Below are 23,259 nucleotides of genomic sequence, written 5' to 3'. Positions count from 1 at the left end.
GGTCAGGGCAGGTCGGGCGACTTGAGGATCATCCAGCCGAGGAGCTGGGCGCTGCGGTCGAGCCGGCGGTCGGCGTCGGCCCAGCTGTCCTGATACTTCTGCCCGCCACCATCCTGGGTGGAGTCGTAGTGCTGCCAGACGTCGTGCGCGGCGTCCCACGCCAGCCCGCGCGTCAGCCGGACCACCAGGTCGGAGGCCGAGTTGCCGAAGCGGTCGAGCAGGCCACCGTCGCGGGTCTCGGCGAGGAAGGCGCCGAAGTCCTCGCGGAGCTGGTCCATCTCCTCCGCGAAGATGTCGTTGACCTGGTCGTAGTCGGACCGGCGGGCGGCCGTCGGTGGGTACTTCTTCCAGGTCTCGAGCAGCGCGAACGTCAGGTCGTAGTTGACGTGCGCGTTCACGCCGGCGGCGGCGAAGTTGACGTGGTGGATGTCCTGGTCGCGGCGCCGGTCGAACAGCACGCTCCAGGCCCGCGGCGTGCTCCGCTCGCCGGCCTCGTACGCCCTGATCGCCGCGAGGTAGCGGCGAGCGAACTGCAGGTCGAGCTCGGTCAGGAACGCCGGGTCCTGGAACGTCCGTTCCTGCTTGTTGCCCTCGACCGTGTCGAGCACGTTCTGCGTGATGATCGTGTAGAGCCGCGAGAAGCACGAGATCCCGTCGACCTTCGGTGCGAGGATGTCCTCGGCCGACGCGTCCCGGATCGCCCCGAGCACCTTGACCACGTCCGGGATGCTCGTGACCTCGCTGCAGCAGTCCGTCAGGTTCCGTGCCACCGTCGCCACCGTCCGTGCTCCCCTCGTCGTCCGCCCCGGAAGAGGAGAGCACGAACGGTGGCCCGGGAATACCGCTCAGTGGTGCGCGGCGCGCTCCACGGTCGTCTGCAGCGCGGCCAGCAGCTCACGGGCCGTGTCGAGGCTCAGCTCCACCGCGACCCGCGCCCCCGGCCCCTGCTCGGGGTTGAGGAAGTCGATGTTGACCGTGTGCTCGTCCGGGGCGTGCACGGGGTGGTCGTAGTAGACCGTGGCGGTGCGCAGCGGGAACCAGCCCTCGGGCCCCTTCCCGCTGCTGCGCGCGACCTCGATCTTCTCCGTGGAGTAGGTGCACACGGGTCAGCCCGCCAGGTGAGTCGCGAAGAACGCCTCGACGTGGCGCCAGCCGTCGACGGCCGCCTCCGGGCGGTAGCTCGGCCGGTCGACGGAGAAGAAGGCGTGCCCGGCGCCGTCGTAGCGGTGGAACTCGTAGGTCTTGCCGCTCTCCTGCAGCAGCTTCTCCAGCTCGTCGACCTGCTCGGGCGACGGGTAGGAGTCGTCGTTCCCGAACAGGCCCAGGATCGGTGCCCGCACCTCGGGGACCCGGTCGGCGAGCGGCTGCACCTGCAGCGGGAACCCCTCGGGCGGCGTCCCGACGACGAACGCGCCGTAGCAGTCCACGGCCGCCTGGACGTCGACCTCGACGGTGGTCAGGAAGGCCTGCCGGCCACCGGAGCAGTAGCCGATCGAGCCCACCTTGCCGTTCGACGTCGGCAGGTCGCGCAGCCACCGGGCCGCGCCCCTCGCGTCGCCGACGAACCGCTCGTCCGGCACGCCGCCCCGGGCGCGGGCGGTCGCGGCCGCGTCGTCCGGGGCGGCGCCGGGCGCTTCGCGGCTGTAGAGGTTCACGCAGATCGCGTCGTAGCCGAGCACCGCGAAGCGACGGACGACCTCCTTGGACTCCCGGTCGTAACCGGGCATGTGGTGGATCACGATGACCCCGCCGCGGGGGCCGGGGGCCAGCGGCCGGGCGGTGTAGGCCTCGACCAGGTCGTCGCCGTGGCCGCGGATGCCCACGGTCTCGGCCAGCACGGCGTCGTACGCCACTTCGCGCCTCCTCGAAGATCTCGTGTTCCCGCCCTGCTTACTCTCCCGAGCGTGGCCCCGGCGAGCCGGACCCGCGCACGTACCGTCCGAACCGATCCGAAGGAGACACCGTGACCGGCACCGAGACCCTCTGGCACCCGTTCGCCGCGATGCACGCGGTACGGCGGTCGCAGGTGACGATCACCCGCGCCGAGGACGTCTGGCTCTGGGACGCCGCCGGCACCCGGTACCTCGACGCGACGGCCAGCCTCTGGTACGCCAACGCCGGGCACGGGCGGAAGGAGATCGTCGACGCGGTCGCCGCCCAGCTCCGGACGCTCGACGCCTACCACCTGTTCACCGACTTCGCGAACGAGCCGGCGCTGCGGCTGGCCGACGAGATCGCCGCCCGCGCCCCGCTCGACGACCCGCGGGTGTTCTTCACCAGCGGCGGCGGGGACTCGATCGACACCGCCGCGAAGATGGCGCGGGCGTACTTCGCGCTGACCGGGCAGCCCGAGCGCACGATCCTGCTGCACCGCGAGCACAGCTACCACGGCACGCACGGTCTCGGGACCTCGCTGGCCGGCATCCCCGGCAACCGGGTGGCCCCGCCCTTCGTGCCGGACGTCGTGCAGACGGCGTGGAACGACGCCGAGATGCTCGAGGAGACCATCCGCGAGCTGGGCGCCGAGCGGGTCGCCGCGTTCTTCTGCGAGCCCGTGATCGGCGCGGGTGGCGTGCTCCCGCCCCCGCCCGGCTACCTCGAAGCCGCCGCCGAGGTGTGCGCGCGGCACGGCGTGCTCTTCGTGGCCGACGCCGTGATCTGCGGGTTCGGCCGGCTCGGGAACTGGTTCGGCATCGAGCGCTTCGGGGTGCGGCCGGATCTCGTCGTCTTCGCCAAGGGCGTGACGTCCGGGGTGCAGCCGTTGGGCGGCGTCGTCGCGTCGGGGCGGGTGGCGGCCCCGTTCTGGGACGAGCCGGGCCGGGTGTTCCGGCACGGCCAGACCTACTCCGGGCACCCCGCCGCCTGCGCCGCCGGGATCGCGACGATCGCCGTCTACGAGCGCGACGGCCTGTTCGAGCGGGCCACCGACCTGGAGGGCCCGCTGGCCGAGCGCCTCGCCGGCCTGGCCGACCACCCGCTCGTCGACCACGCCCGGGGCGGCACCGGCTTCCTCGGCGCGCTCGAGCTCGACCCCGAACGCCTCGCCGCGACGCCCGGCCTGCCCGGTGTGGTCGCGAACGCGGTGCGCGAGCACGGCGTGCTCGTCCGGCCGATGGTCTCCTCGCTCGGCTTCTCCCCGCCGCTCACCGCGACCGAGGAGCACCTCGACCTGCTCGCCGACGCCGTCCGGAAGGGACTCGACGATGTGGCGTGACGGGGTCGCGTGACGCCTCTGGAGTGTGGCATGCCACTCCCCTAGGGTCGGGCCCGGAGACGTCGAGGAGGACGGGCATGAGCGCAGGGCTGGAACGGTTCCGGATGCTGATCGGCGGCAAACCCGCCGACGCCGCGTCGGGACGCACCTTCGAGTCGCAGAACCCCTACACCGGCCAGGCGTGGGCGGAGATCCCCGACGCCGGCACCGAGGACGTCGACGCCGCGGTCGCCGCCGCCCGCGCCGCGCTCGACGGCGAGTGGGGCCGGACCACGGGGTTCGCCCGGGCCGCGCTGCTGCGCCGGCTCGGCGACCTCGTCGGGGAGAACGCCGAGCGGCTGGCCCGGCTCGAGGTGAACGACTCCGGGAAGCTGTACCGGGAGATGATCGGGCAGCTCAACGGGCTGGGGTCCTGGTACCACTACTACGCCGGGCTGGCGGACAAGATCGAGGGCCGGCAGATCCCCTCGCCCAACCCGAACTACCTCGTGTACACGCGGCGCGAGCCGGTCGGGGTGGTCGCGGCGATCACGCCGTGGAACTCGCCGCTGCTGCTCATGACGTGGAAGCTGGCCCCGGCGCTGGCGGCGGGCTGCACGATCGTGGTCAAGCCGTCGGAGCACGCGCCCGCGTCGACCCTCGGCTTCGCCGAGCTGATCGAGCAGGCCGGGTTCCCGCCGGGCGTCGTGAACGTGGTGACCGGGCTGAACCGGGAGGTCGGCGCGCACCTGGCCGGGCACCCGGGCGTCGACAAGGTGGCCTTCACGGGCTCGACGGCGACCGGGCGCGCGGTCGCGCACGCGGCGGCGGAGAACCTCAACAAGGTCACCCTCGAGCTCGGCGGGAAGTCGCCGCAGATCGTGTTCCCCGACGCCGACCTGCAGGCGGCGGCGAACGGGCTCATCGCCGGGGTGTTCGCGGCGACCGGGCAGACCTGCATGGCCGGGTCGCGGCTGATCGTGCACGAGTCGGTGCACGACGAGCTGGTTCGGCTCGTGGCCGAGCGCGCGGCCACCATCAGGCTCGGGGATCCGAACGACCCGGAGACCGAGATGGGCCCGGTCGCCAACGCGCCGCAGTACGAGAAGGTCCTGGGCTACCTGCGAACGGCGCAGGACGAGGGCGCGACCGTCGCGTACGGCGGGGCGGCCGAGGACGGGCTCGGCGGGTACTTCGTGAAGCCGACCGTGCTCACCGGCGTCGGGCCGACGTCGACCGTGGTGCGCGAGGAGGTCTTCGGCCCGGTCCTGTCCGCGTACACCTTCACCGACGAGGACGAGGCGGTGAAGCTGGCCAACGACACGCCCTACGGGCTGGCCGGCGCGGTCTGGACCAAGGACGTGCACCGGGCGCACCGCGTCGCCGCGCGGATCCGGGCGGGCTCGGTGTGGATCAACGCCTACCGGGTGGTGGCGCCCAGCGTGCCCTTCGGTGGCTTCGGCGCCTCGGGGCTCGGCCGGGAGAACGGCGTCGCCGCGGTCGACGAGTACCTGGAGAACAAGTCCGTCTGGGTGGAGCTCACCGGCGGCACCCGGGACCCCTTCACCCTGGGGTAGCGGCTCCGTCGCCCGCGCGCGGTCGGTGGTGCCGGAGCACCGTTGACCGCGCTCGGCGGGTTCTCGGGGGGGTGGGATCTGTCGGGGTGGGATTCCGTCGGGGTGGGATGCGAACATCTGTTCGTGTCCCGGATCGAGAGTCGCGCCGAGGCGAGCATCCTGCACGCCGACCTCGACTCCTTCTACGCGTCCGTCGAGCAGCGGGACGCGCCGCGGCTGCGCGGCCGTCCCGTGATCGTCGGCGGCGGAGTCGTGCTCGCGGCCAGCTACGAGGCCAAGGCCTTCGGGGTGCGCACCGCGATGGGCGGCCGGCAGGCGCGGGCGCTGTGCCCGCACGCGGTCGTGGTCCCGCCGCGGTTCTCCGCCTACAGCGAGGCCAGCAAGGCCGTCTTCGCGATCTTCAGGGACACCACGCCCGTGGTCGAGGGGATCTCGATCGACGAGGCGTTCCTCGACGTCGGCGGCCTGTGGCGGATCGCGGGCACGCCGGTGGCGATCGCACAGCGGCTGCGGGCGCGGGTGCTCGCCGAGGCGGGCCTGCCGATCACCGTCGGCGTGGCCTGCACGAAGTTCCTCGCGAAGGTGGCCAGCGGGGTCGCGAAGCCCGACGGCCTGCTGGAGGTCCCGCCGGGCGGCGAGCCGGCGTTCCTGCACCCGCTGCCCGTCGAACGGCTGTGGGGCGTCGGGAAGGTCACCGCGGCGAAGCTGCACGCGCTGGGGATCCACACGGTCGGCGAGGTCGCGGACCTCGGCGAGCCCGCGCTGGTGTCGCTGCTCGGCCGGGCGTCGGGGCGGCACCTGCACGCCCTGGCCCACAACCACGACCCACGCGTGGTCGAGACGGGGCGGCGCCGGCGGTCCATCGGCTCGCAGCGCGCACTCGGCCGCCGCCACCGCACCCCGGAGGAGATGGATGCGATCCTGGCCGGGATCGTCGACCGGCTGGGCAAGCGGCTGCGCGGCGCGGGCCGGACCTGCCGCACCGTGGTCCTGCGGCTGCGGTTCGGCGACTACACCCGCGCGACCCGCTCGCACACCCTCGCCCGCGCCACGGACCACACCCCGACCTTGCTGGAGGCGGCGCGGCGGCTGCTGCGCGAGTCGTTGAGCATGATCCTCGACCGCGGGCTCACGCTGCTCGGGATCTCGTTCACGAACCTCGACACGGACGACGCGATGCAGCTCGCCCTGCCCTTCGACCGCACGAGCGGGCCCGAGCTGGACCGGACCCTGGACTCGCTGCGGAGCCGGTTCGGCGCGGAGTCCGTCACCCGGGCGGCGCGGCTGGGCCGCGACCAGGGACTGGAGGTGCCGATCCTGCCGGACGGATGATCCGGCGCCGCAGCCGGAACCCGGGACCGGGCCAGAGAAGGATCTGCCGGTATCGGCGAGGGGGCTCCCCAGTCCCCGCCGATACCGGCATCCGGTTCAACGAGCGGGGGCGCGGGGAGTTGCCCGTCGGGTTCGTTGTGGGTGCGTGAACGCTCCGGAAACCGGGCCGACGTGCGGACGGCTCAGCCCGCGCGGCCGGCCGGTCCGGCCGCGCGACCCGACCACTCGGGTTCGACCTCGGCCCACCGGCGGGTCCACTCGGCGTCGTTGCGTCGGGCGGTCCAGCCCAGCGCGAGCCGCCAGGCCGCCAGGAGCAGCAGCGCCGCGGCGACCGCGACCCAGCCCGCGGCCACGGCGCCCACCAGCACGCCCGCGCCGGGCGCGATCGGGGGCCGGGCGGGCGTCCCGGCACGGTCCACCCACACCGGGACGGCCGAGCCGGCCTTCGCGCTCAGCGGGACCGTGACCTCGTCGATGCGTTGCGTGCCGTCGGGAGCGGTCCAGGTGGCCGTGGCGCGCCGGGTGCCGGGGCCGACGCCGTCCGTCGTGGCGGCCGCGTCCGCCGGCAGGACGACCGTCGCGACCACGCGGGTGCGGTCCGCCGCCTCCTGGTACGCCCGCGCCGACACGGTGCCGTGCGCCGCCGCGCCGACCAGCCCGGCGAGCACCATCGCCACCACGCCGAACGCGCACAGCAGGACGGCCACGACGTCCTCGATCCGGTCCGTCCGCCTGCGCGGCAGCCTCCGGCCGCGTCGGGTCTCCACGGCCCGGTTCTCGTCCTGGCCCACCCCCGCCGTTACGGCCGGGCCGGATCGTCACACCGGGTTCGTCACAGCCCGAGGGTGGCGAGGCGCTCCTCGTACCGGGCGCGGACGTCCTCGAGGTCGCCACCCGCGTCGAGCTCCTCGGCGTAGATCGCGGCCGTGTCCGCGCCCGTCTCGGCGACCCGCGCGAACCACTTCTCGGACTCCGCCCGCCAGTACCCGACGACGCCGTAGGAGCCGGCGGACAGCTTCAGCTCCTGGCGCAGGTAGCGACGCACCGCCCGGGTCGCCGACGCCTCGCCGGCCACGTACACGTAGCCGGGACCGGGCGGCAGCTGCGCGCCCCGCACGAGCTCGGCGAGCCGGCTGGGCGCTTGCCCCAGCCCGGCCGTGTGCATCCAGCGCACCTGGGCACCGGGCAGCTCCTGGGCGTCCTCGCGGTGCGGCACCTCGACCAGCACCGTCGTCGGCAGCCGGTCCGCCGACTCCTCCACGATCCGGCCGAGGGCCGGCAGGGCCGTGACGTCGCCGAGGAGCAGCTGCCAGCCCGCCTCCGGGGGCCGACGGAACCAGCTGTTCCGGTGCGTGATCTCGAGCCGGTCGCCGACCTGCGCCCGGGACGCCCACTCGCCTCCGACCCCGCCGGGGTGCAGCACGATGTCGACGGTCAGCCGGCCCGGCTCGCACCGTCGCACGGTGTACCAGCGCGCTGCCTCGGACCCCGGGAACCGCAGGACCACGGCCTCGTCCGGGACCCCGAGCGGGGCGAACGAGGCCAGGCCGGGCCCGCCGAGACCCACCCGGACCAGGCTCGGCGACAGCCGCTCGACGGTCTCCGTCACCACGGGGACGGGGCCGTTCTCCAGCTCGGTGGCCATGTCGTGCGGACCTCCACGGACGAGGATCGGGGAACACAGGTGAGGCTAACCAATTCCCGCACCACCGTCGATCATCTACTCGGGAGACGACGCGACGAGTCGACTCCGGGAGGGGACTGCCGTAAGGCGGCTGCATCAACTAGCGTGCAGGCAACGGCCGACGCAGGCGTCGGCGAACGCGAGTCGCGGAGGTGCGGGCACGATGGCGTGGGACTTCTCCACCGAGCCGGAGTTCGAGAAGAAGCTGGACTGGATGCGGGAGTTCGTCCGGGAGGAGATCTTCCCGATCGAGACGCTGGACCTGACCCCGGAGCAGTACGCCCGGATCACCGCGCCGCTCAAGGAGCAGGTCAAGGAGCAGGGCCTGTGGGCCGCGCACCTGCCCCCGGAGCTGGGCGGCGGCGGGTTCGGGCAGGTCAAGCTCGGCCTGATGCACGAGATCCTCGGGCAGAGCAAGTTCGCACCGGGCATCTTCGGCAACCAGGCGCCGGACTCCGGCAACGCGGAGCTGCTGGCGATCGGCGGCTCGCCGGAGCAGAAGGAGCAGTGGATGCACCCGCTGCTGCGCGGCGAGCTGCGCTCCTGCTTCTCGATGACCGAGCCGGGCGCGGGCGCGGACCCGACCCTGCTCACCACCCGGGCCGTGCTCGAGGGCGACGAGTACGTGATCAACGGGCACAAGTGGTTCTCGTCGAACGCCAGCCGCGCGGACTTCCTGATCGTCATGGCCGTGACGGACCCGGACGTCTCGCCGTACCAGGGCTCGTCGATGATCATCGTCCCGACGGACACGCCGGGCGTGAACATCCTGCGCGACATCCCGGTCATGGACCACTCGACGGTGCACCCGCAGCTCGAGGGCGGGCACGCCGAGATCATCTACGACAATGTGCGGGTGCCGAAGTCGAACCTCGTCGGCAACCCCGGCGACGGCTTCAAGCTCGCCCAGCAGCGCCTCGGCCCGGGCCGCATCCACCACGCGATGCGCTGGCTGGGCCAGTCGAAGCGCGCCTTCGACATGCTCTGCGAGCGGGCCGTCTCCCGCTACGCGCACGGCTCGGTGCTCGCCGACAAGCAGATGATCCAGGACTGGGTCGCCACCTCCGCCGCGGAGATGCAGGCCGCGCGCCTGCTGACCCTGCAGGCGGCGTGGACGATGGACCAGGTCGGCGCGTCGAACTCCCGCAACGAGATCGCCATGATCAAGTTCTGGGGCGCGAAGATCCTTCACGACGTCATCGACCGGGCCATCCAGATCCACGGCTCGCTGGGCTTCTCCGGCGACCTGCCGCTGGAGCAGATGTACCGGGCGGCCCGCGCCGCACGCATCTACGACGGCCCGGACGAGGTGCACAAGGCCACCCTCGCCAAGCGCATCCTGCGCGGCTACGAGGCGAAGGACGTGCCGACCGAGCACGTCCCGACCCGCGCGGCGGCGGCCCAGAAGAAGTTCGCGCAGTACCTGGACCTGGCCACCGCGAACGACTGACCCGACGACGACGGCGCGTTGTCCGACAGGTGTAGGATAAGGGCGTACGACGATGAGGCCGCTCGCGACGCCGCCTCCTCGTACCCGACGCCCGGTCGGCCCCTCGAGAACGCTTCGAGAAAGGACCGACGATGCGCGCCGTCGTCTTCGAGCAGTACCAGACCTTCCCCGCGCTGCGGGAGGTCGACAAGCCCGTCCCCGGACCCGGCGAGGTCCTGCTGAAGGTCGCCGGGGCCGGGGCGTGCCACTCGGACGTCGCGGTCTACCGCGAGTTCACGGCCGGCACGCCCGGCGCCCAGGAGCCCGGGTTCGTGCTCGGCCACGAGAGCTCCGGCTGGGTCGAGGAGGTCGGGCCCGGGGTCACCGGGTTCACGAAGGGCGACGCCTACCTCGTCTACGGCCCGGTCGGCTGCGGCCACTGCCGGATGTGCGTGCAGGGCAAGGAGAACTACTGCGAGAACGCCGCGACGAACCCGTACGCGGCGATCGGCCTGGGTCGCGACGGGGGCATGGCCGAGTACGTGACCGTCCCGGCGCGCAACCTCGTCCCGCTCGGGGACACCGACCCCGTCGCCGCGGCGCCGCTCGCCGACGCGGCGCTCACGCCGTACCACGCGGTCCGCAACGCCCTGCCCCACCTTGCGGGCGGCGGGAGGTACGCCCTGGTCGTGGGCCTGGGCGGACTGGGCCAGATCGCCCTGCAGATCCTCACCGCGCTCACCGGTGCGACGGTCATCGCCACCGACACGAAGGCGGACGCGATGGCCCGCGCGGCCGAGCGCGGCGCCGTCACCGTTCCCGGCGGGCCGGACCGGGCCGCCCGGATCCGCGAGATCACCGGCGGGCGCGGCGTGGACGCGGCCTTCGACTTCGTCGGCGTCACCCCGACGATCGCGCTCGCCCAGGCCTCGATGGCCGTCGGCGGGCGGCTGACGGTCGTCGGGATCGCGGGCGGGACCGTGGAGTGGAACTTCTTCGCCACGCCGTACGAGTCCACGCTCACCAACACCTACTGGGGCAGCGTCGACGACCTGCACGAGGTGGTCGCGATGTACCGGGCGGGCCAGATCGTCCCGGACGTCGAGCGGTACTGCCTCGACGACGCCCTCGAGGCCTACCGCCGGCTGGAGGCCGGCGAGCTGTCCGGGCGCGCGGTCGTCGTGCCGCACGCCTGACCGCACGGCGGGACCTGCCGCGTCAGAGCCAGGCGTCGATCTCGGCGTGCCAGCGCCGCTTGTCCTCCTCCGGCGCGAAGGTGGCGTCGACGGAGTTGCGGGCCAGCTGCGCGAGCCGCGGCCGGTCCAGGCCGAGCTCGCGCGCGACGGCCCGGTAGTTGTCGTCGACGTACCCGCCGAAGTAGGCCGGGTCGTCGCTGTTCACGGTGGCGAGCAGCCCCTCGTCGAGCATCCGCGGGAGCGGGTGCTCGCCGAGGGTGTCGACGGCACGCAGGGACACGTTCGAGAGCGGGCACACCGTGAGCGGGATCCGCTCGTCACGGAGCCGGGCCACCAGTTCCGGGTCCTCCATGGCCCGGATACCGTGGTCGACCCGCTCCACGTGCAGCAGGTCGAGGGCCTCGCGCACGTACTCCGCGCCGCCCTCCTCCCCCGCGTGCGCGACCCGGTGCAGCCCCTCGGCCGCCGCCATCGCGTAGACGCCGGTGAAGAGCGACGGCGGGTACCCGACCTCCGCCGAGTCCAGCCCGACCCCGATGAAGTGCTCGCGGAAGGGCAACGCCGCCCGGAGGATCTCCTCCGCCGCCTCCGGGCCGAGGTCGCGCAGGAAGCAGAGGATCAGCGCCGCCGACACCCCGTGCGTCTCCTCGGCCGCGGAGAACGCGCTGCTCAGCCCATGGATCACCGCCTCGAGCGGCACGCCGTGCTGCACGTGGGTCTGCGGGTCGAAGAACACCTCCGCCCGCCGCACCCCGGCCTTCAGCGCGCGGTCGAGGTAGCCGGTGGCGAGCTCGTGGAAGTCCTCCTCGGTGCGCAGCACGGCGAGGTTCGCGTAGTACACGTCGAGGAAGGACCGCAGGTCGACGAAGTGCGCGTACCGCTCGCGCAGGACGGCGGGATCGCGCGAGGGCAACGGGAGGCCGTGCCGGTCGGCGAGCCGGACGAGCAGCTCGGCCTCGATCGTGCCCTCGACGTGGAGGTGCAGCTCGGCCGTGGGCGGAGTGGGAGCGATCATCCCCCGCAGAGTGCCCCACCCGGCCGGATTCAGTCCTCGGGCACGAACCCGTGGGCGTTCCCGTCGAGCACCGGCCGGAACCGTCAGAAGCGGCGGTTCGCCAGCACCGGGACGGCCTTGCGCGCCGCGTCGACCTCGTCCAGGTCGACCTCGGCCACGAGCAGCCCGGGCTCCTCCCCCAGCTGCGCGACGACCGCCCCGTACGGGTTCGCGACCAGGCTCGCGCCGATCCCCGTCGGCGCCTTCCCGCGCTCGCGGCCCACCGTCGCCGGGTCGGCCTGGTCGCAGGCGGCGACGAACGCCGTCGAGTCCAGGGCCCGCGCGCGCACCAGCAGGTCCCACTGCTCGCGCTTGCCCGGCCCCGCGCCCCACGACGCCGGCGCCAGGACCAGCCGCGCCCCGCGGTCGCCGAGGGCCTGGTAGAGCCCGGGGAAGCGCAGGTCGTAGCAGGTGGTGAGGCCGATCGTGCGCCCGTCGACCTGGATCGTGCGCAGCCCCGTGCCCGGGGCGACGGTGTCCGACTCGGCGAACCCGAAGGCGTCGAACAGGTGGATCTTCTCGTAGGACGCCTCGACCTCCCCGCCGGTCGCCAGCAGCGTGTTGTGCACGCGACCGTCCTCGGCCGGGGTGAACATGCCGGCGACCACGGTGATCCCGGCCTCCTCGGCGATCGTCCGCACCCGGCCTGCCCACGGGCCGTCGAGCGGCTCGGCGACCGGGCCCAGCTTCACGCCGAAGCAGCACATCGTGGCCTCGGGGAACACGACGATCCGGGCGCCGGCCTCGGCCGCCGCGCGTGCCCCGTCGGCGACGAGCCCGAGGTTCTCCTCCGGCGACGGGGTCGAGACGATCTGGGCCAGGGCGATCCGCATGGGCTCAGGCTGGCATCCCGAGCATGCGGCCCGCCAACTCGGCGTAGAGCAGGCCCAGGGCGTCGGGCGTCCACGCGCCGCCCGGGACGTACCACCGGGCCACGTCGATGCCGAGGGAGAGCACCGCGGCGCTGGCCCCACGGACGTCGGGCACGGCGAACGCGCCCGCCTCGCTGCCCCGGGTGATCAGGTTCCGCACGACCCGTTCGGTGTCCCGGCGCAGCTCCGCGATCACCTCGGCGTGGGCGGCGGTGAGCGCGCCCTGCTCGTACTGGACGACGCGCGCAGTGGTGCGTTGCTCGGCGTGCCAGCGGGTGAACGCGTACACCAGCACCCGCAGCGCCGTCACCGGGTCGGGCTCCGCGGCGGCCGCGCGGACGAGCTCCAGCGCGATGGTGTGCCCGCGCCTGCTGAGCGCGAAGAGCAGCTCCTCCTTCGAGGCGAAGTGCACGTACAGCGCGGCCGTGCTCAGCCCCGAGCCCTGGGCGATGTGCTTGAGCGACGTGCCGTGGAAGCCCCGCTCGGCGAACGACTCGAGCGCGGCCCCGACGATCGCCCGCTGCGTCGCCGTCGCCCACTCCGCCCACAGGTCCAGACCGGCGAGGATCCGCTCGCCCGCCTCCGCCGTCGTCCCACCGGTGACCCGCACCATGGCCCGCTCCCCTTGACGCCGCCGCTCGTCGCGCCCACTCTACTTACTGATCGATCAGTAACCATTCGGGAGCGACGATGCCACGAGGCGACCGCGACCTCATCCTGTCCCGCCGCGACGTGCAGTTCCTGCTGCACGACTGGCTGCACGTGGAGGAGCTGACCAAGCGCGAGCGGTTCGCCGAGCACTCCCGGGAGACGGTCGACGCGGTCCTGGAGCTGGCCGCCGACCTCGCCGCGGAGAAGTTCGCCCCGCACAACAAGCGCAACGACGCCGAGGAACCCCGGTTCGTCGACGGACGGGTGGTCCTGCACGACGAGGTCGCCCCCGCCCTGTGTGCCGCCGCCGAAGCCGGGCTGCTGTCCGCGACGATGGACGCCGAGGTGGGCGGGTTGCAGCTCCCGCACGTCGTCGGCACGGCGGTGCAGGCCTGGTTCCACGCGGCCAACATCGGCACCTGGGCCTACGCCATGCTCACCGTGGCCAACGCGAACCTCCTGCTCGCGCACGGCACGCCCGAGCAGATCGCCACCTGGGTGCCGCCGATGCTCGAGGGCCGCTACCACGGGACGATGTGCCTGTCCGAGCCGCAGGCCGGCTCGTCGCTCGCCGACATCACCACGAAGGCCGAGCCGCAGCCCGACGGCACCTACCGGCTGCGCGGCACCAAGATGTGGATCTCCGGCGGCGACCACGAGCTGGGCCAGAACATCGTCCACCTGGTCCTGGCCAAGATCCCCGGCGCAGCTGCCGGGGTGAAGGGCATCTCGCTGTTCCTGGTGCCCAAGTACCTGCTCGACGACGACGGGGAGCCGGGCGAGCGCAACGACGTCGCCCTCGTCGGGCTGAACCACAAGATGGGCTACCGCGGCACGGTCAACACCCTGCTCAACCTCGGCGAGGGCGCGCACACCCCTGGCGGCGAACCGGGCGCGGTCGGGTACCTCGTCGGCGCCGCCGGCGGCGGGCTGGCCGCCATGTTCCACATGATGAACGAGGCGCGCATCGGGGTCGGGGCGGGCGCGGCCGCGCTCGCCTACACCGGGTACCTCAAGGCGGCGGACTACGCGAAGACGCGCCCGCAGGGCCGGCCCGCCGGGGCCAAGGACCCGGCCGCGCCGATGGTGCCGATCGTCCGGCACGCCGACGTGCGCCGGATGCTGCTGGCGCAGAAGGCCTACGCCGAGGGCGCGCTCGCGCTCGTCCTCTACTGCGGCCTGCTCGTCGACGAGGAGCGCACCGCCGCGACCGAGGGCGAGCGCACCCGGGCGCACCTGCTGCTCGAGACGCTCACCCCGATCGCCAAGAGCTGGCCCTCGCAGTGGGGCCCCGAGGCCAACTCGCTGGCCATCCAGGTGCACGGTGGCTACGGCTACACCCGCGAGTACGACGTCGAGCAGCACTACCGGGACAACCGGCTCAACCCGATCCACGAGGGCACCCACGGCATCCAGGCCGCCGACCTGCTCGGCCGCAAGGTCGTCATGGCCGGCGGCGCCGGGTTCACCGCCCTGCGGGAGACGCTCTCCGCGACGACCGCGCGGGCCGCCGAGGCCGGCGGCGCGGCCGCGGAGTACGGCGCAGCGTTGCACGCGGCGCTGGACCGGCTCGTCGAGGTCACCGCCGTCCTCCACGCCCACCCGGACGCCGAGGAGCGGCTGGCGAACGCCTCGGTCTACCTCGAGGCCGCCGGGCACGTCTTCGTCGCCTGGATCTGGCTCGAGCAGCTGCTGGCCGCGGCCGGACGCGACGACGACCTCGGCCACGGCAAGCGCGCCGCCGCCCGCTACTTCTTCCGGTTCGAGCTGCCGAAGGTCGGCCCTCAGCTGGACCTGTTGGCCTCGCTCGACCGGACGTCGCTCGACACGGACCCCTCCTGGCTCTGAACAGGGTCCGGCCCGGAGCGGCGGGTGAGCACGATCCCGACGACGACCACGACCGCGGCGATCAGGTCCGTCATCGCTAGGTCGAAGCGGGAGCCCTCGCGGAACCCCATGTACACGAGCATGACCGGGATGACCACGATCACCGCCCACGTCAGCACGGGGTAGGCCCACATCCGCACGGGCAGCGCGACGCCCTCCCGCTCCAGCCGGCGGCGCATCCGCAGCTGGGACACGGCGATGACCAGGTACACGAGCAGGGCGATCGCGCCGGAGGTGGCGAGCAGGTGTAGAGCGCCGAGTTCAGGCAGCTCGCCACGGCGACCAGCACCACGATGTCGACGATCAGCTTGGCGTTCGGGATGCCGATGGCATCGAGCGCGGTCTGGTAGGAGCCGTTCTCGGGCAGCTCGGGGGCGCTCCACGGCACCAGGGCGACCACCAGCAGGATCGAGGCGAGGTAGAACACCGAGATCCGCCAGATCGCCGAGCGCGTCGCCCTGCCGATCTGCTCCGCCGGGTTCTCGGACTCCGCCGCCGCGATGGTGACGATCTCCGTGCCCATGAAGCTGAACATCGTGACGAGCACGGCCGCGACGACGGCGCCGACGGCCCAGCGGCCGATCGCGCGGTCGGCGTAGGTGGAGAAGGAGCCGGAGTCCGGGGTGGCCGCGGCCATCTCGCCGAGCATCCGCATCACGAGGATGACCAGCAGACCCGCGAACGCGTAGGCCAGCAGCACGGCCGGTCCCGCCGTCGCGATCGCGGTGCCGGAGCCGACGAACAGGCCCGCACCGATCACACCCGCGATGCTGATCATGGTGACGTGCCGGCTCTTCAGGCCCGCGCTGAGCTGCGAGTCCCCCCGCCATGTCCGCTCCCTCCCGTCGCGTCGGGGAATCACCACGCCGCGCAACGACCCACGCAGTGCGAAGGAGTGATGGCAGGGTCCCGGGCATGGCCCGTGTCCTGTACTCCGCCGCCATGTCGCTCGACGGCTACGTCGCCGGTCCCGGTGGGGACATGTCCTGGCTCGCGCAGCACGTCGGCCCGGACCCCGACGCCGAGGAGCTCGCGACCTCCACCGGCGCCCTGCTCGTCGGTGCCCGCACCTACCGCGGCGACGACCCCAACGCCGGGACGGACGCGGAGGGCGCCTTCGGCGGCACGTGGAGCGGGCCGACGATCGTCGTGACCCACCACCCGGACCCGGAGCCGCCACCCGACGTCACCTTCGTCGGGTCCGTCGAGGAGGGACTCGACCTCGCGCGGGCCGCGGCCGGGGAGCGGGCCGTGAACATCCTGGGCGCCGACCTGGCGCGGCAGTGCCTCGCCCTCGGGGCGGTCGACGAGATCGTCGTGTTCGTGGTGCCGGAGCTGCTCGGCGACGGCGTGCGCCTGTTCCACGAGCCGGGCGGGATGTCGGTGCGGCTGGAGCGGACCCGGCTCAGCGGGCCGCCCCACGCCACCTCGATCTGGTACCAGGTGGTCAGGTCCGGGCGATAGGCGCTCGCCCTGAGCTCCGCGTCGGCGGAACGGGTGCGGGTCAGGCCCGGGGAACGAACATGGCCCGGATCCAGTGCCGGCCATCTCGTGCCGCGAGACATCGGTGAGGGCGCGGACGCCGAGCGCGCTCCCGTGGAACGAACCTGCGCCCGACTTCTCCGGCCATCGTGGATCGGGCCGTCGGCTCGGCAGAAACTGTCGGGGGTCGAAGGTATGTTCGACCCGTGCAGCAGGTGGTGACTCTTCCGGAGGACCTGGCGGCGATGCCGCCCGGGCCGGAGCTCGCTGCCGCCCTGGCAACGATCGACCTTGCGGCCACGGCGAACGAGGACCTCCCGATCGTGCTGCAGGCGCGGTACCGGCAGGTCGCGCACGAGCAGGCGGGGCTGTACGAGGTGATGGCGCAGATCGGAGTCGCGGACCCGGAGCGCTGGTTCTCGGCGGCGAGGCGGGCCCGGCCGCAGAAGTACTGGTCGGACGAGGTGCGGGCCGCGCTCACCTGGACCCGGCGGGCCGCCGAGTACCACACGGAGCTGGCCTGGGTCCTGCACGCGCACCTGCCCTCGGTCGCCGAGGCGTTGCGCGGCGGTGTGATCGACCTGCCGAAGGCGCGGGTGTTCGCGGACCATCTCGCCGACCTGTCCGCGGAGCAGGCCGCGGCGCTCGTGTCCTGGGTGCTGCCGCGCGTGGTCGACTGGACCACCGGGCAGCTCGCGGCGCGGCTACGCGCGCTCGTCGCGGATCTCGACCCGGCCCACTTCGAGAAGCGCTACCGCCGGGCCGTGGCCGGTCGCGAGGTCATCGGCATGCTCTGCGACGACGGCACGGTCACGATCACCGCGACCGGCCTGCCCGCCCACCAGGCCCAGGCCGCGATCGACCGGGTCGACCGTCTCGCGCTGGCGATCCGCCGCGCCGGGCACCCCTCCCCCGTGGCCCACCTGCGCGTCGACGTCTTCCTGGGCCTGCTCGACGGCTCGCTCCACCACCTCACCCGCGACCAGATCATTGCGGAGTTCCTGACCCGCGCCGCCGCGGAGGAAGCGGGTAGCGCCAGCACCGCACAGGACGGGCCTGATGAGGGCGACGCGCGGGCCGGGGGAAGGACCGGAGACGCTGCTGGTGCGAGCCCCCACGTTCCGGACGAGCGATCTGGCAGCCCAGCCGACAGCCAGAACGATGACAACGGCGAACACGCCGACGCCAACAGCCGGCTACGCGACGACGACAGCGACAGGGACAGAAGGTGTCTCAGCAACAGCACCGGGAGTGCCAGCGCTCCGCTGGAAGACCCGGCTAAGGAGGCCGGGCGGGGCATCCACGTGCGGGCGGCGTTGAGCACGCTGCTCGGCCAGGACAAGCGGCACGTCGTGCTGCCGGGCCAGGGGCCGGTCCCGGCCTTTGTCGGGCGGGACGTGGTGGCGCGACAGCGCGGGGCACTGTGGCGGTTCGCCGTCGTCGATCACCGCGGGCGGTTCGTCCGGGGCGGAACGGTGCGAGCGCGACCATCACCCCCGACCGGTCCGCCGGTCCCGGACCGGCGCAGCAGCGGGCCACCCGGCGGACTGGTCGACATCCTGCTCACCGAGGCGGAGCTCGACACTCATCTCGAGCCGCGGACCGGCAGACCTCAGGACCCGATCCCGGACACCCGTGGACACGACTGGCGCCCGGTCCTGTCCGCGATCCGCCGTGCCCTCGCTCGTCTCGAGGACCTCGACGACGACGCGACCCGACGCTTCCCCCGCGCCGGGCTGCGCCGCCGCGTCCAACTACGCGACCAGACCTGCACCTTCGTCGGATGCCGCGCGCCGGCCGAACGGTCGGACCTCGACCACACCGTCGACCACGCCCGCGGCGGCCGTACCACCGACGACGACCTCGGCCCCGCCTGCCGTCACGACCACGGCCTCAAGCAGGCGGGCTGGACCCTCGACCAGCCCGAGCCGGGCGTCTTCCGCTGGACGAGCCCGCTCGGCCACACCTACGAGACCACCGCGGAGCCGCTCCTGCCCGAACCCCCGCGGCAGGTCCCCCACCGCGGGGACGCCGACCAGCCGCCCTCCGTCTGGCCCGACGACGAGGCATGTGGCCTGGTCGAGCCCCTCGGGCCGCCCGAGCCCGAAGCAGAGCCCGACCCGCCCGTCGTCGACCTCGACGACGAGCCGCCCTCCTGACCGGCTCGTGGCCGCTCGCCCGACCTCAGACCATCACGATCCCACCGTCGATCATCACCGACTGGCCCGTCATGTAGTCCGAGTCCGGGCCGGCCAGGTAGGAGACGAAGCCGGCGACGTCCTCGGGCGTCTGGACCCGCTTGAGCGCGATGAGCTCGGTGTACTGCTTGAGCGTCTCGCCGCGCTCGTTGCCCAGATAGGGGCCCATCTTCTCGTCGATGAGGTCCCACATGTCCGTGCCGACGATGCCCGGGCAGTACGCGTTGACAGTGATCTTGTACTGCGCCAGCTCCTTCGCCGAGGCCTGGGTCAGCGCACGCACGGCGAACTTGGTGGCGGAGTAGTGGCCGAGGAAGTCGAAGCCCGAGTGGCCGGCGATCGACGCGGCGTTGATGATCTTCCCCCCGCTGTGCTCCTTCATGTGCTCCGCCGCCGCCTGGATCCCGTAGACCACGCCGAAGACGTTGACCCCGAAGATCGTCTGCAGGTCGTCGGGCGTCAGCTCCAGCAGCGTCTTGACCTGGGCGATCCCGGCGTTGTTGACCAACACGTCGAGCCCGCCCAGCCGGTCGACGGTCGCAGCGACGCCGTCGAACACCGCGTCCCGGGACGTCACGTCGAAGGGCAGTGCGACCGACGACCCGCCCGCCGCGGCGATCTCCCCGGCGACGGCCTCGGCGCCGGCCTTGTTGACGTCGTTGACGGCCACGGAGTGCCCGTCCTTCGCCAAACGGAGCGCGATCGCCCGGCCGATCCCCCGCCCGGCCCCGGTCACCAGTGCGACGCTCATGCCAGCAGCTCCTTCGGCGAGACGAGGATCTTCACGTTCTCCTCCTTGTTGTCGATCAGCTCCCGGAAGCCGCCGGACACGATGTCCTCCAGGCCGATCCGGCCGGTGATGAACTGGGCCGCGTCGACCTTCCCGTCGCGCAGCAGCGCGATCGTGTCCGGGTGGTCGCCGCAGTAGGCGAGCGAGCCGAGCAGGTTGACCTCGCTCATGACCAGGTCGTTCACGGCGACCGACGGGACGTGGCCCCAGATCGCGACGTTGACGACGGTGCCGCCGGGGCGTACGGACCCGATGGCCGAGGCCAGGACGGCGTCGATACCGGCGCACTCGAAGGCGACGTCCGCGCCGCCGCCGGTGAGGTCGAGGATCGCCGCCGGTGCGTCGTCGGCGATCGGGTCGATGATGACGTCGGCGCCCGCGGGTCCGGCCTTGGCCTTGCGCGCCGCCGCGGGCTCCACCACCACGACCTGCGAGGCGCCCGCGGCCTTGAGCGCCGCCGTGGTGACCAACCCGATCGGGCCGGCGCCGTAGACCACCGCCGTCCCGCCCTCGCGGACCCCCGACAGACGCACCGCGTGGTAGCCGACGGCGAGGGGCTCGACGAGCGCGCCGAGGTCCGTCGGCAGGTCGCCGAGGGGGTGCACCCACCGCTGGTCGACCACGCAGCGCTCGGCGAAGCCGCCCTGGTCACCGGCCAGGCCGACGAAGCCGAGGCTGCGGCAGATGTTGTAGCGGCCCGCCTTGCAGGCAACACACTCCCCGCACACCCAGTACGGCTCGACGGCGACCTTGTCGCCCTCGCTCACGCCCGTGACGCCCGATCCGACCGCCGACACCACGCCGGCGAACTCGTGCCCGAGCACGACGGGCATCTCCACGCCGGTGAGCGGGTGCGGCTCGCCCTTGTTCGGGATGAAGATCGGCCCCTCGAGGAACTCGTGCAGGTCGGTGCCGCAGATGCCGCACCAGTCGACCGACACCTCGACCTGGCCCGGCCCCACCACCGGGTCGGGGACCTCGTCGATGCGGATGTCGCCGGGGCCGTGGAACCGTGCTGCTCTCATGTGTCCACGGTCACGCCCGCGCCGGGCCCTGGGCAACGGTTGCAGCGAGGTTGCAGGATCACCCCATGACCACGAGCGCGGACACCGACGTCCCGAACAGGCGCGCGGTGCGCGAGTTCGCCCGCCACCTCTTCGGCGTCTACACGGCCGGCGGGCTGACCATGATGATCGACCTGGGGCACCGCACGGGGCTGTTCGAGGCCGCGGCCCGTGGCCCGGCGACGTCGGCCGAACTGGCCGAGCGGGCCGGGCTGCAGGAGCGCTACGTGCGCGAATGGCTCGGCGCGATGGTCACCGGCGGGATCATGGCGTTCGACGACGGGCAGTACGTCCTGCCCGCCGCGCACGCCGCCGCGCTCACGGGCCCGGGTTCGAAGAACATGGCGCCGATGGCCGCCATGGTGCCGCTGCTCGGCCGCAACCTCGACGGGATCGCCGAGGTCTTCCGCAGCGGCGGCGGCCTGCCCTACGCGGCGTTCGCACCCGACTTCACCGGCGTGATGGACCAGCTCAACCGCCGCCCGCTCGACGAGCTGCTGGTGGACGCCTGGCTCCCGCTGGTGCCGGGACTGACCGAACGCCTGACCGCGGGGGTGCGCGTGGCCGACGTGGGGTGCGGGACCGGGCACGCGATGGTGGTCCTGGCGAAGGCGTTCCCGGCCTCGACCTTCACCGGCTACGACATCGCCGAGGACGCCCTGGAGCGGGCCCGCGCCGAGGCCGCCGCAGAGGGTCTCACCAACCTGCGGTTCGAGCGCGCCGACGCGGCCGCCTTCCGCCCGGCCGAGCCGGTCGACGTCGCGTTCGCCATCGACGCCGTGCACGACCAGGCCGATCCGGCCGCGGTGCTGCGCGGGATCCACGACGCGCTCGTGCCCGGCGGCACCTTCGTCATGGTGGACATGGCGGCGGCGACGGACCTCGCCGACAACGTCGGCAACCCGTTCGCCCCGTGGATCTACACGATCAGCACCCTGCACTGCATGACGGTCTCGCTGGCGGAGGGCGGCGCCGGGCTGGGCGCGGCCTGGGGCCGGGAGCTGGCGGTGCGCATGCTCGGCGAGGCCGGGTTCGGCGAGGTGACCGTCACGCCGGCGCCGGGCCAGGCGCTGAACCTCCTCTACGCGACGGAGCGGCCGGGCTGAGCCCGGCCGCTCCGTGGCCCCCCGGATCCCCCGGGGCGGTCCTGCGGGACCTGTTCAGGCCTGTGTCAGGCCTTGGCCTGCATGCTCCTCCGGGCGGGGTTGCCCTGGTCGTCGGCCTTCGGGTCGGTCTCGGAGGCCTTCTCCCGGACGCCGCTCTCGATCCGGTCGCCGATCTCCTTGTCGATGTTGTGCCAGTACTCGAAGGCGCGCTCGAGGACCGGCTCGGACACGCCGTTGAGCAGGTGCCCGACGACGTTGTCGACCAGCCGGGCGCGGGCGTCGTCGTCCAGCACCTCGCGGACCATCGTGCCGGGCTGGCCCCAGTCGTCGTCCTCGGCGTGGTCGACGTAGGCGCTGCGCACGAGCTCGCCGTCCACCTGCCAGGTCGGGACCCGCCCGTAGCGCTCGGTGTCCGCCGCCGGGCCGCCGTAGGAGTTCGGCGCGTAGACGGGGTCGGACACCTTGTGCATGCGCATCGCCCCGTCCTTCGAGTACGAGTGCACGGGCACGACGGGGGCGTTCACCGGGATCTGCTGGTAGTTGCCGCCCAGGCGGTGGCGGTGGGCGTCCGCGTAGGAGAACAGCCGCGCGAGCAGCATGCGGTCCGGCGACGGCCCGATGCCCGGCACGAGGTTGTTCGGTTGGAACGCGAGCTGCTCGATCTCGGTGTGGTTGTCCGTGGGGTTGCGGTTCAGCGTCATCCGGCCGACCTCGGTCAGCGGGTAGTCGCCGTGCGGCCAGACCTTCGTCAGGTCGAAGGGGTTGAACCGGTACGTCTTGGCGTCCTCGTACGGCATGAGCTGGACGTGGAGCGTCCAGGACGGGTAGTCGCCGTCGCGGATGTGCTCGAACAGGTCGCGCGTGTGGTAGTCCGTGTCGGCCGCCGCCATCTGGTCGGCCTCGTGCTGGGTGAAGTACTCGACGCCCTGGTCGGTCTTGAAGTGGTACTTGACCCAGGTCTGCTCGCCGGCCTCGTTGATCCACATGTAGGTGTGGCTCGTGTAGCCGTTCATGTGCCGCCACGTGCGCGGGATGCCCCGGTCGCCCATGAGCCAGGTGACCTGGTGCGCGGACTCCGGCGAGAGCGTCCAGAAGTCCCACTGCATGTCGTGGTCGCGCAGGTTGTTGTCGGCGCGCCGTTTCTGCGACCGGATGAAGTGCTGGAACTTCATCGGGTCCTTCATGAAGAAGACCGGCGTGTTGTTGCCGACCATGTCGTAGTTGCCCTCGGACGTGTAGAACTTGATCGCGAACCCGCGGGGGTCGCGCCACGTGTCGGGGCTGCCACGCTCCCCCGCGACGGTCGAGAACCGGATGCCGAGCTCCGTCTTCGCACCCGGCTGGAAGAGCGCCGCCTTCGTGTAGGCGCTCACGTCGTTGGTCACCTCGAAGGTCCCGAAGGCCCCGCTGCCCTTCGCGTGCGGCTGGCGCTCCGGGATGCGCTCCCGGTTGAACTGCGCCATCTGCTCGATGAGGTAGCTGTCCTGCAGCAGGATCGGGCCACCCGGGCCGACGGTCAACGAGTGCTCGTCGCTCTCGACCGGGATGCCGGCGTCGGTCGTGGTGGGGTTCGGGCGCGTGCTCGTCACGGGGTGCGCCTCCTCGTCGTGGGTCGCCTTCGGTGCTCGCGTGGTGGGCGAGGAGCGGCGCCGGGCGCCGCCACACGCGGGTGGCGTACCCGGGCCTCGCGCGCGTGAACCTCCTTCCGCCGCTCGGCCCCCGTCCGGATTCCGGGTATCTCCGG

22 protein-coding genes are annotated in these 23,259 nt (G+C 72.9%); 9 read left to right on the top strand and 13 right to left on the bottom strand.

The genetic code is table 11. The annotated features are described in order from the left end of the window. Nucleotides 1-2 precede the first annotated feature (2 nt). The 3 genes from LWC33_RS00535 to LWC33_RS00525 form a co-directional block, all read right to left on the bottom strand. Nucleotides 3-770, bottom strand: coding sequence for a DUF5995 family protein (locus tag LWC33_RS00535; RefSeq protein ID WP_233302109.1), 768 nt, complete (start codon nt 768-770; stop codon nt 3-5). Nucleotides 771-845: 75 nt separating this feature from the next. Next, on the bottom strand, nt 846-1,103 hold the full coding sequence (locus LWC33_RS00530; RefSeq protein ID WP_233302108.1) for a DUF6295 family protein: 258 nt from the start codon (nt 1,101-1,103) through the stop codon (nt 846-848). A gap of 3 nt (nt 1,104-1,106) precedes the next feature. Next, a complete protein-coding gene (locus tag LWC33_RS00525) occupies nt 1,107-1,853 on the bottom strand; it encodes a dienelactone hydrolase family protein (RefSeq protein WP_233302107.1) in 747 nt (248 codons plus the stop codon). 110 nt (nt 1,854-1,963) lie between these two features. Here LWC33_RS00525 and LWC33_RS00520 point away from each other — a divergent pair, with 110 nt between their 5' ends. The 3 genes from LWC33_RS00520 to dinB all read left to right on the top strand — a co-directional run bounded on the left by LWC33_RS00520 (nt 1,964) and on the right by dinB (nt 6,102). Beyond that, a complete protein-coding gene (locus LWC33_RS00520) occupies nt 1,964-3,214 on the top strand; it encodes an aminotransferase family protein (RefSeq protein WP_372476526.1) in 1,251 nt (416 codons plus the stop codon). A 77-nt stretch (nt 3,215-3,291) separates the two neighbouring features. Continuing rightward, nucleotides 3,292-4,770, top strand: a complete 1,479-nt coding sequence (locus LWC33_RS00515) for an aldehyde dehydrogenase (RefSeq protein ID WP_233302106.1) — start codon at nt 3,292-3,294, stop codon at nt 4,768-4,770. A gap of 117 nt (nt 4,771-4,887) precedes the next feature. Next, nucleotides 4,888-6,102, top strand: a complete 1,215-nt coding sequence (gene dinB / locus LWC33_RS00510; RefSeq protein ID WP_233302245.1) for a DNA polymerase IV — start codon at nt 4,888-4,890, stop codon at nt 6,100-6,102. A 182-nt stretch (nt 6,103-6,284) separates the two neighbouring features. Here the strand turns inward: dinB and LWC33_RS00505 are convergent, their stop codons facing one another. Next, a complete protein-coding gene (locus tag LWC33_RS00505; RefSeq protein WP_233302105.1) occupies nt 6,285-6,869 on the bottom strand; it encodes an Rv1733c family protein in 585 nt (194 codons plus the stop codon). 65 nt (nt 6,870-6,934) lie between these two features. Then, nucleotides 6,935-7,747, bottom strand: coding sequence for a siderophore-interacting protein (locus tag LWC33_RS00500; protein ID WP_233302104.1), 813 nt, complete (start codon nt 7,745-7,747; stop codon nt 6,935-6,937). Between the two features lie 202 nt (nt 7,748-7,949). On the opposite strand from LWC33_RS00500, the gene LWC33_RS00495 reads away from it, so the two are divergent. Further along, nucleotides 7,950-9,236 carry an acyl-CoA dehydrogenase family protein gene (locus LWC33_RS00495; RefSeq protein WP_233302103.1) on the top strand — a complete coding sequence of 429 codons (1,287 nt, stop codon included), beginning with the start codon at nt 7,950-7,952 and terminating at the stop codon, nt 9,234-9,236. A gap of 131 nt (nt 9,237-9,367) precedes the next feature. After that, nucleotides 9,368-10,411 (top strand): NAD(P)-dependent alcohol dehydrogenase, encoded by a 1,044-nt coding sequence (locus tag LWC33_RS00490; RefSeq protein ID WP_233302102.1) that lies wholly within the window; start codon nt 9,368-9,370, stop codon nt 10,409-10,411. 22 nt (nt 10,412-10,433) lie between these two features. Here the strand turns inward: LWC33_RS00490 and LWC33_RS00485 are convergent, their stop codons facing one another. From LWC33_RS00485 to LWC33_RS00475, 3 genes are all read right to left on the bottom strand, one after another. Further along, a complete protein-coding gene (locus tag LWC33_RS00485) occupies nt 10,434-11,426 on the bottom strand; it encodes an adenosine deaminase (RefSeq protein ID WP_233302101.1) in 993 nt (330 codons plus the stop codon). A gap of 83 nt (nt 11,427-11,509) precedes the next feature. Then, a complete protein-coding gene (locus LWC33_RS00480; protein ID WP_233302100.1) occupies nt 11,510-12,298 on the bottom strand; it encodes a carbon-nitrogen hydrolase family protein in 789 nt (262 codons plus the stop codon). 4 nt (nt 12,299-12,302) lie between these two features. Then, complete coding sequence (locus LWC33_RS00475) at nt 12,303-12,950, bottom strand: TetR/AcrR family transcriptional regulator (protein WP_233302099.1); 648 nt, start codon at nt 12,948-12,950, stop codon at nt 12,303-12,305. Between the two features lie 77 nt (nt 12,951-13,027). Here LWC33_RS00475 and LWC33_RS00470 point away from each other — a divergent pair, with 77 nt between their 5' ends. Next, complete coding sequence (locus LWC33_RS00470) at nt 13,028-14,836, top strand: acyl-CoA dehydrogenase (RefSeq protein WP_233302098.1); 1,809 nt, start codon at nt 13,028-13,030, stop codon at nt 14,834-14,836. Here LWC33_RS00470 and LWC33_RS34700 read toward each other — a convergent pair. Together LWC33_RS34700 and LWC33_RS00465 are read right to left on the bottom strand one after the other, a co-directional pair. Then, nucleotides 14,773-15,069, bottom strand: coding sequence for a hypothetical protein (locus LWC33_RS34700; RefSeq protein WP_308190873.1), 297 nt, complete (start codon nt 15,067-15,069; stop codon nt 14,773-14,775). The two genes, LWC33_RS00470 and LWC33_RS34700, sit on opposite strands and share 64 nt — an antisense overlap. Beyond that, nucleotides 14,988-15,653, bottom strand: coding sequence for an amino acid permease (locus LWC33_RS00465; protein WP_255690360.1), 666 nt, complete (start codon nt 15,651-15,653; stop codon nt 14,988-14,990). Before LWC33_RS00465 ends, LWC33_RS34700 begins: the two co-directional genes overlap by 82 nt. Before the next feature lie 137 nt (nt 15,654-15,790). Between LWC33_RS00465 and LWC33_RS00460 the strand changes: the two genes are divergently transcribed. Both LWC33_RS00460 and LWC33_RS00455 read left to right on the top strand, forming a co-directional pair. Further along, nucleotides 15,791-16,339: a dihydrofolate reductase family protein gene (locus LWC33_RS00460; RefSeq protein WP_233302097.1), complete on the top strand. Its 549-nt coding sequence runs from the start codon at nt 15,791-15,793 to the stop codon at nt 16,337-16,339. Between the two features lie 224 nt (nt 16,340-16,563). Next, nucleotides 16,564-18,516: an HNH endonuclease signature motif containing protein gene (locus LWC33_RS00455; RefSeq protein WP_233302096.1), complete on the top strand. Its 1,953-nt coding sequence runs from the start codon at nt 16,564-16,566 to the stop codon at nt 18,514-18,516. Nucleotides 18,517-18,541: 25 nt separating this feature from the next. Here the strand turns inward: LWC33_RS00455 and LWC33_RS00450 are convergent, their stop codons facing one another. Together LWC33_RS00450 and LWC33_RS00445 are read right to left on the bottom strand one after the other, a co-directional pair. After that, entirely contained in the window at nt 18,542-19,306 is a 765-nt protein-coding gene (locus LWC33_RS00450) for an acetoin reductase (protein WP_233302095.1), read from the bottom strand. Further along, nucleotides 19,303-20,370, bottom strand: coding sequence for a 2,3-butanediol dehydrogenase (locus LWC33_RS00445; protein WP_233302094.1), 1,068 nt, complete (start codon nt 20,368-20,370; stop codon nt 19,303-19,305). The genes LWC33_RS00450 and LWC33_RS00445 overlap by 4 nt, the downstream gene beginning before the upstream one ends. A gap of 65 nt (nt 20,371-20,435) precedes the next feature. Between LWC33_RS00445 and LWC33_RS00440 the strand changes: the two genes are divergently transcribed. Then, nucleotides 20,436-21,515, top strand: coding sequence for a class I SAM-dependent methyltransferase (locus LWC33_RS00440; protein ID WP_233302093.1), 1,080 nt, complete (start codon nt 20,436-20,438; stop codon nt 21,513-21,515). A gap of 65 nt (nt 21,516-21,580) precedes the next feature. Here the strand turns inward: LWC33_RS00440 and LWC33_RS00435 are convergent, their stop codons facing one another. After that, a complete protein-coding gene (locus LWC33_RS00435) occupies nt 21,581-23,104 on the bottom strand; it encodes a catalase (RefSeq protein ID WP_233302092.1) in 1,524 nt (507 codons plus the stop codon). Nucleotides 23,105-23,259 lie beyond the last annotated feature (155 nt).

Source organism: Pseudonocardia terrae, from assembly GCF_021343995.1.
Classification (GTDB): domain Bacteria; phylum Actinomycetota; class Actinomycetes; order Mycobacteriales; family Pseudonocardiaceae; genus Pseudonocardia; species Pseudonocardia terrae.
The sequence above is the reverse complement of the archived record's forward strand: the minus strand, read 5'-3'. Positions and strand labels throughout refer to the sequence as shown.

Coding starts and splice junctions, on each gene's coding strand:
- LWC33_RS00515 (WP_233302106.1), top strand. CDS start 3,292: ATGAGCGCAGGGCTGGAACGGTTCCGGATGCTGATCGGCGGCAAACCC.
- LWC33_RS00500 (WP_233302104.1), bottom strand. CDS start 7,747: ATGGCCACCGAGCTGGAGAACGGCCCCGTCCCCGTGGTGACGGAGACC.
- LWC33_RS00495 (WP_233302103.1), top strand. CDS start 7,950: ATGGCGTGGGACTTCTCCACCGAGCCGGAGTTCGAGAAGAAGCTGGAC.
- LWC33_RS00490 (WP_233302102.1), top strand. CDS start 9,368: ATGCGCGCCGTCGTCTTCGAGCAGTACCAGACCTTCCCCGCGCTGCGG.
- LWC33_RS00485 (WP_233302101.1), bottom strand. CDS start 11,426: ATGATCGCTCCCACTCCGCCCACGGCCGAGCTGCACCTCCACGTCGAG.
- LWC33_RS00480 (WP_233302100.1), bottom strand. CDS start 12,298: ATGCGGATCGCCCTGGCCCAGATCGTCTCGACCCCGTCGCCGGAGGAG.
- LWC33_RS00475 (WP_233302099.1), bottom strand. CDS start 12,950: ATGGTGCGGGTCACCGGTGGGACGACGGCGGAGGCGGGCGAGCGGATC.
- LWC33_RS00470 (WP_233302098.1), top strand. CDS start 13,028: ATGCCACGAGGCGACCGCGACCTCATCCTGTCCCGCCGCGACGTGCAG.
- LWC33_RS00465 (WP_255690360.1), bottom strand. CDS start 15,653: ATGATCAGCATCGCGGGTGTGATCGGTGCGGGCCTGTTCGTCGGCTCC.
- LWC33_RS00460 (WP_233302097.1), top strand. CDS start 15,791: ATGGCCCGTGTCCTGTACTCCGCCGCCATGTCGCTCGACGGCTACGTC.
- LWC33_RS00450 (WP_233302095.1), bottom strand. CDS start 19,306: ATGAGCGTCGCACTGGTGACCGGGGCCGGGCGGGGGATCGGCCGGGCG.
- LWC33_RS00445 (WP_233302094.1), bottom strand. CDS start 20,370: ATGAGAGCAGCACGGTTCCACGGCCCCGGCGACATCCGCATCGACGAG.
- LWC33_RS00440 (WP_233302093.1), top strand. CDS start 20,436: ATGACCACGAGCGCGGACACCGACGTCCCGAACAGGCGCGCGGTGCGC.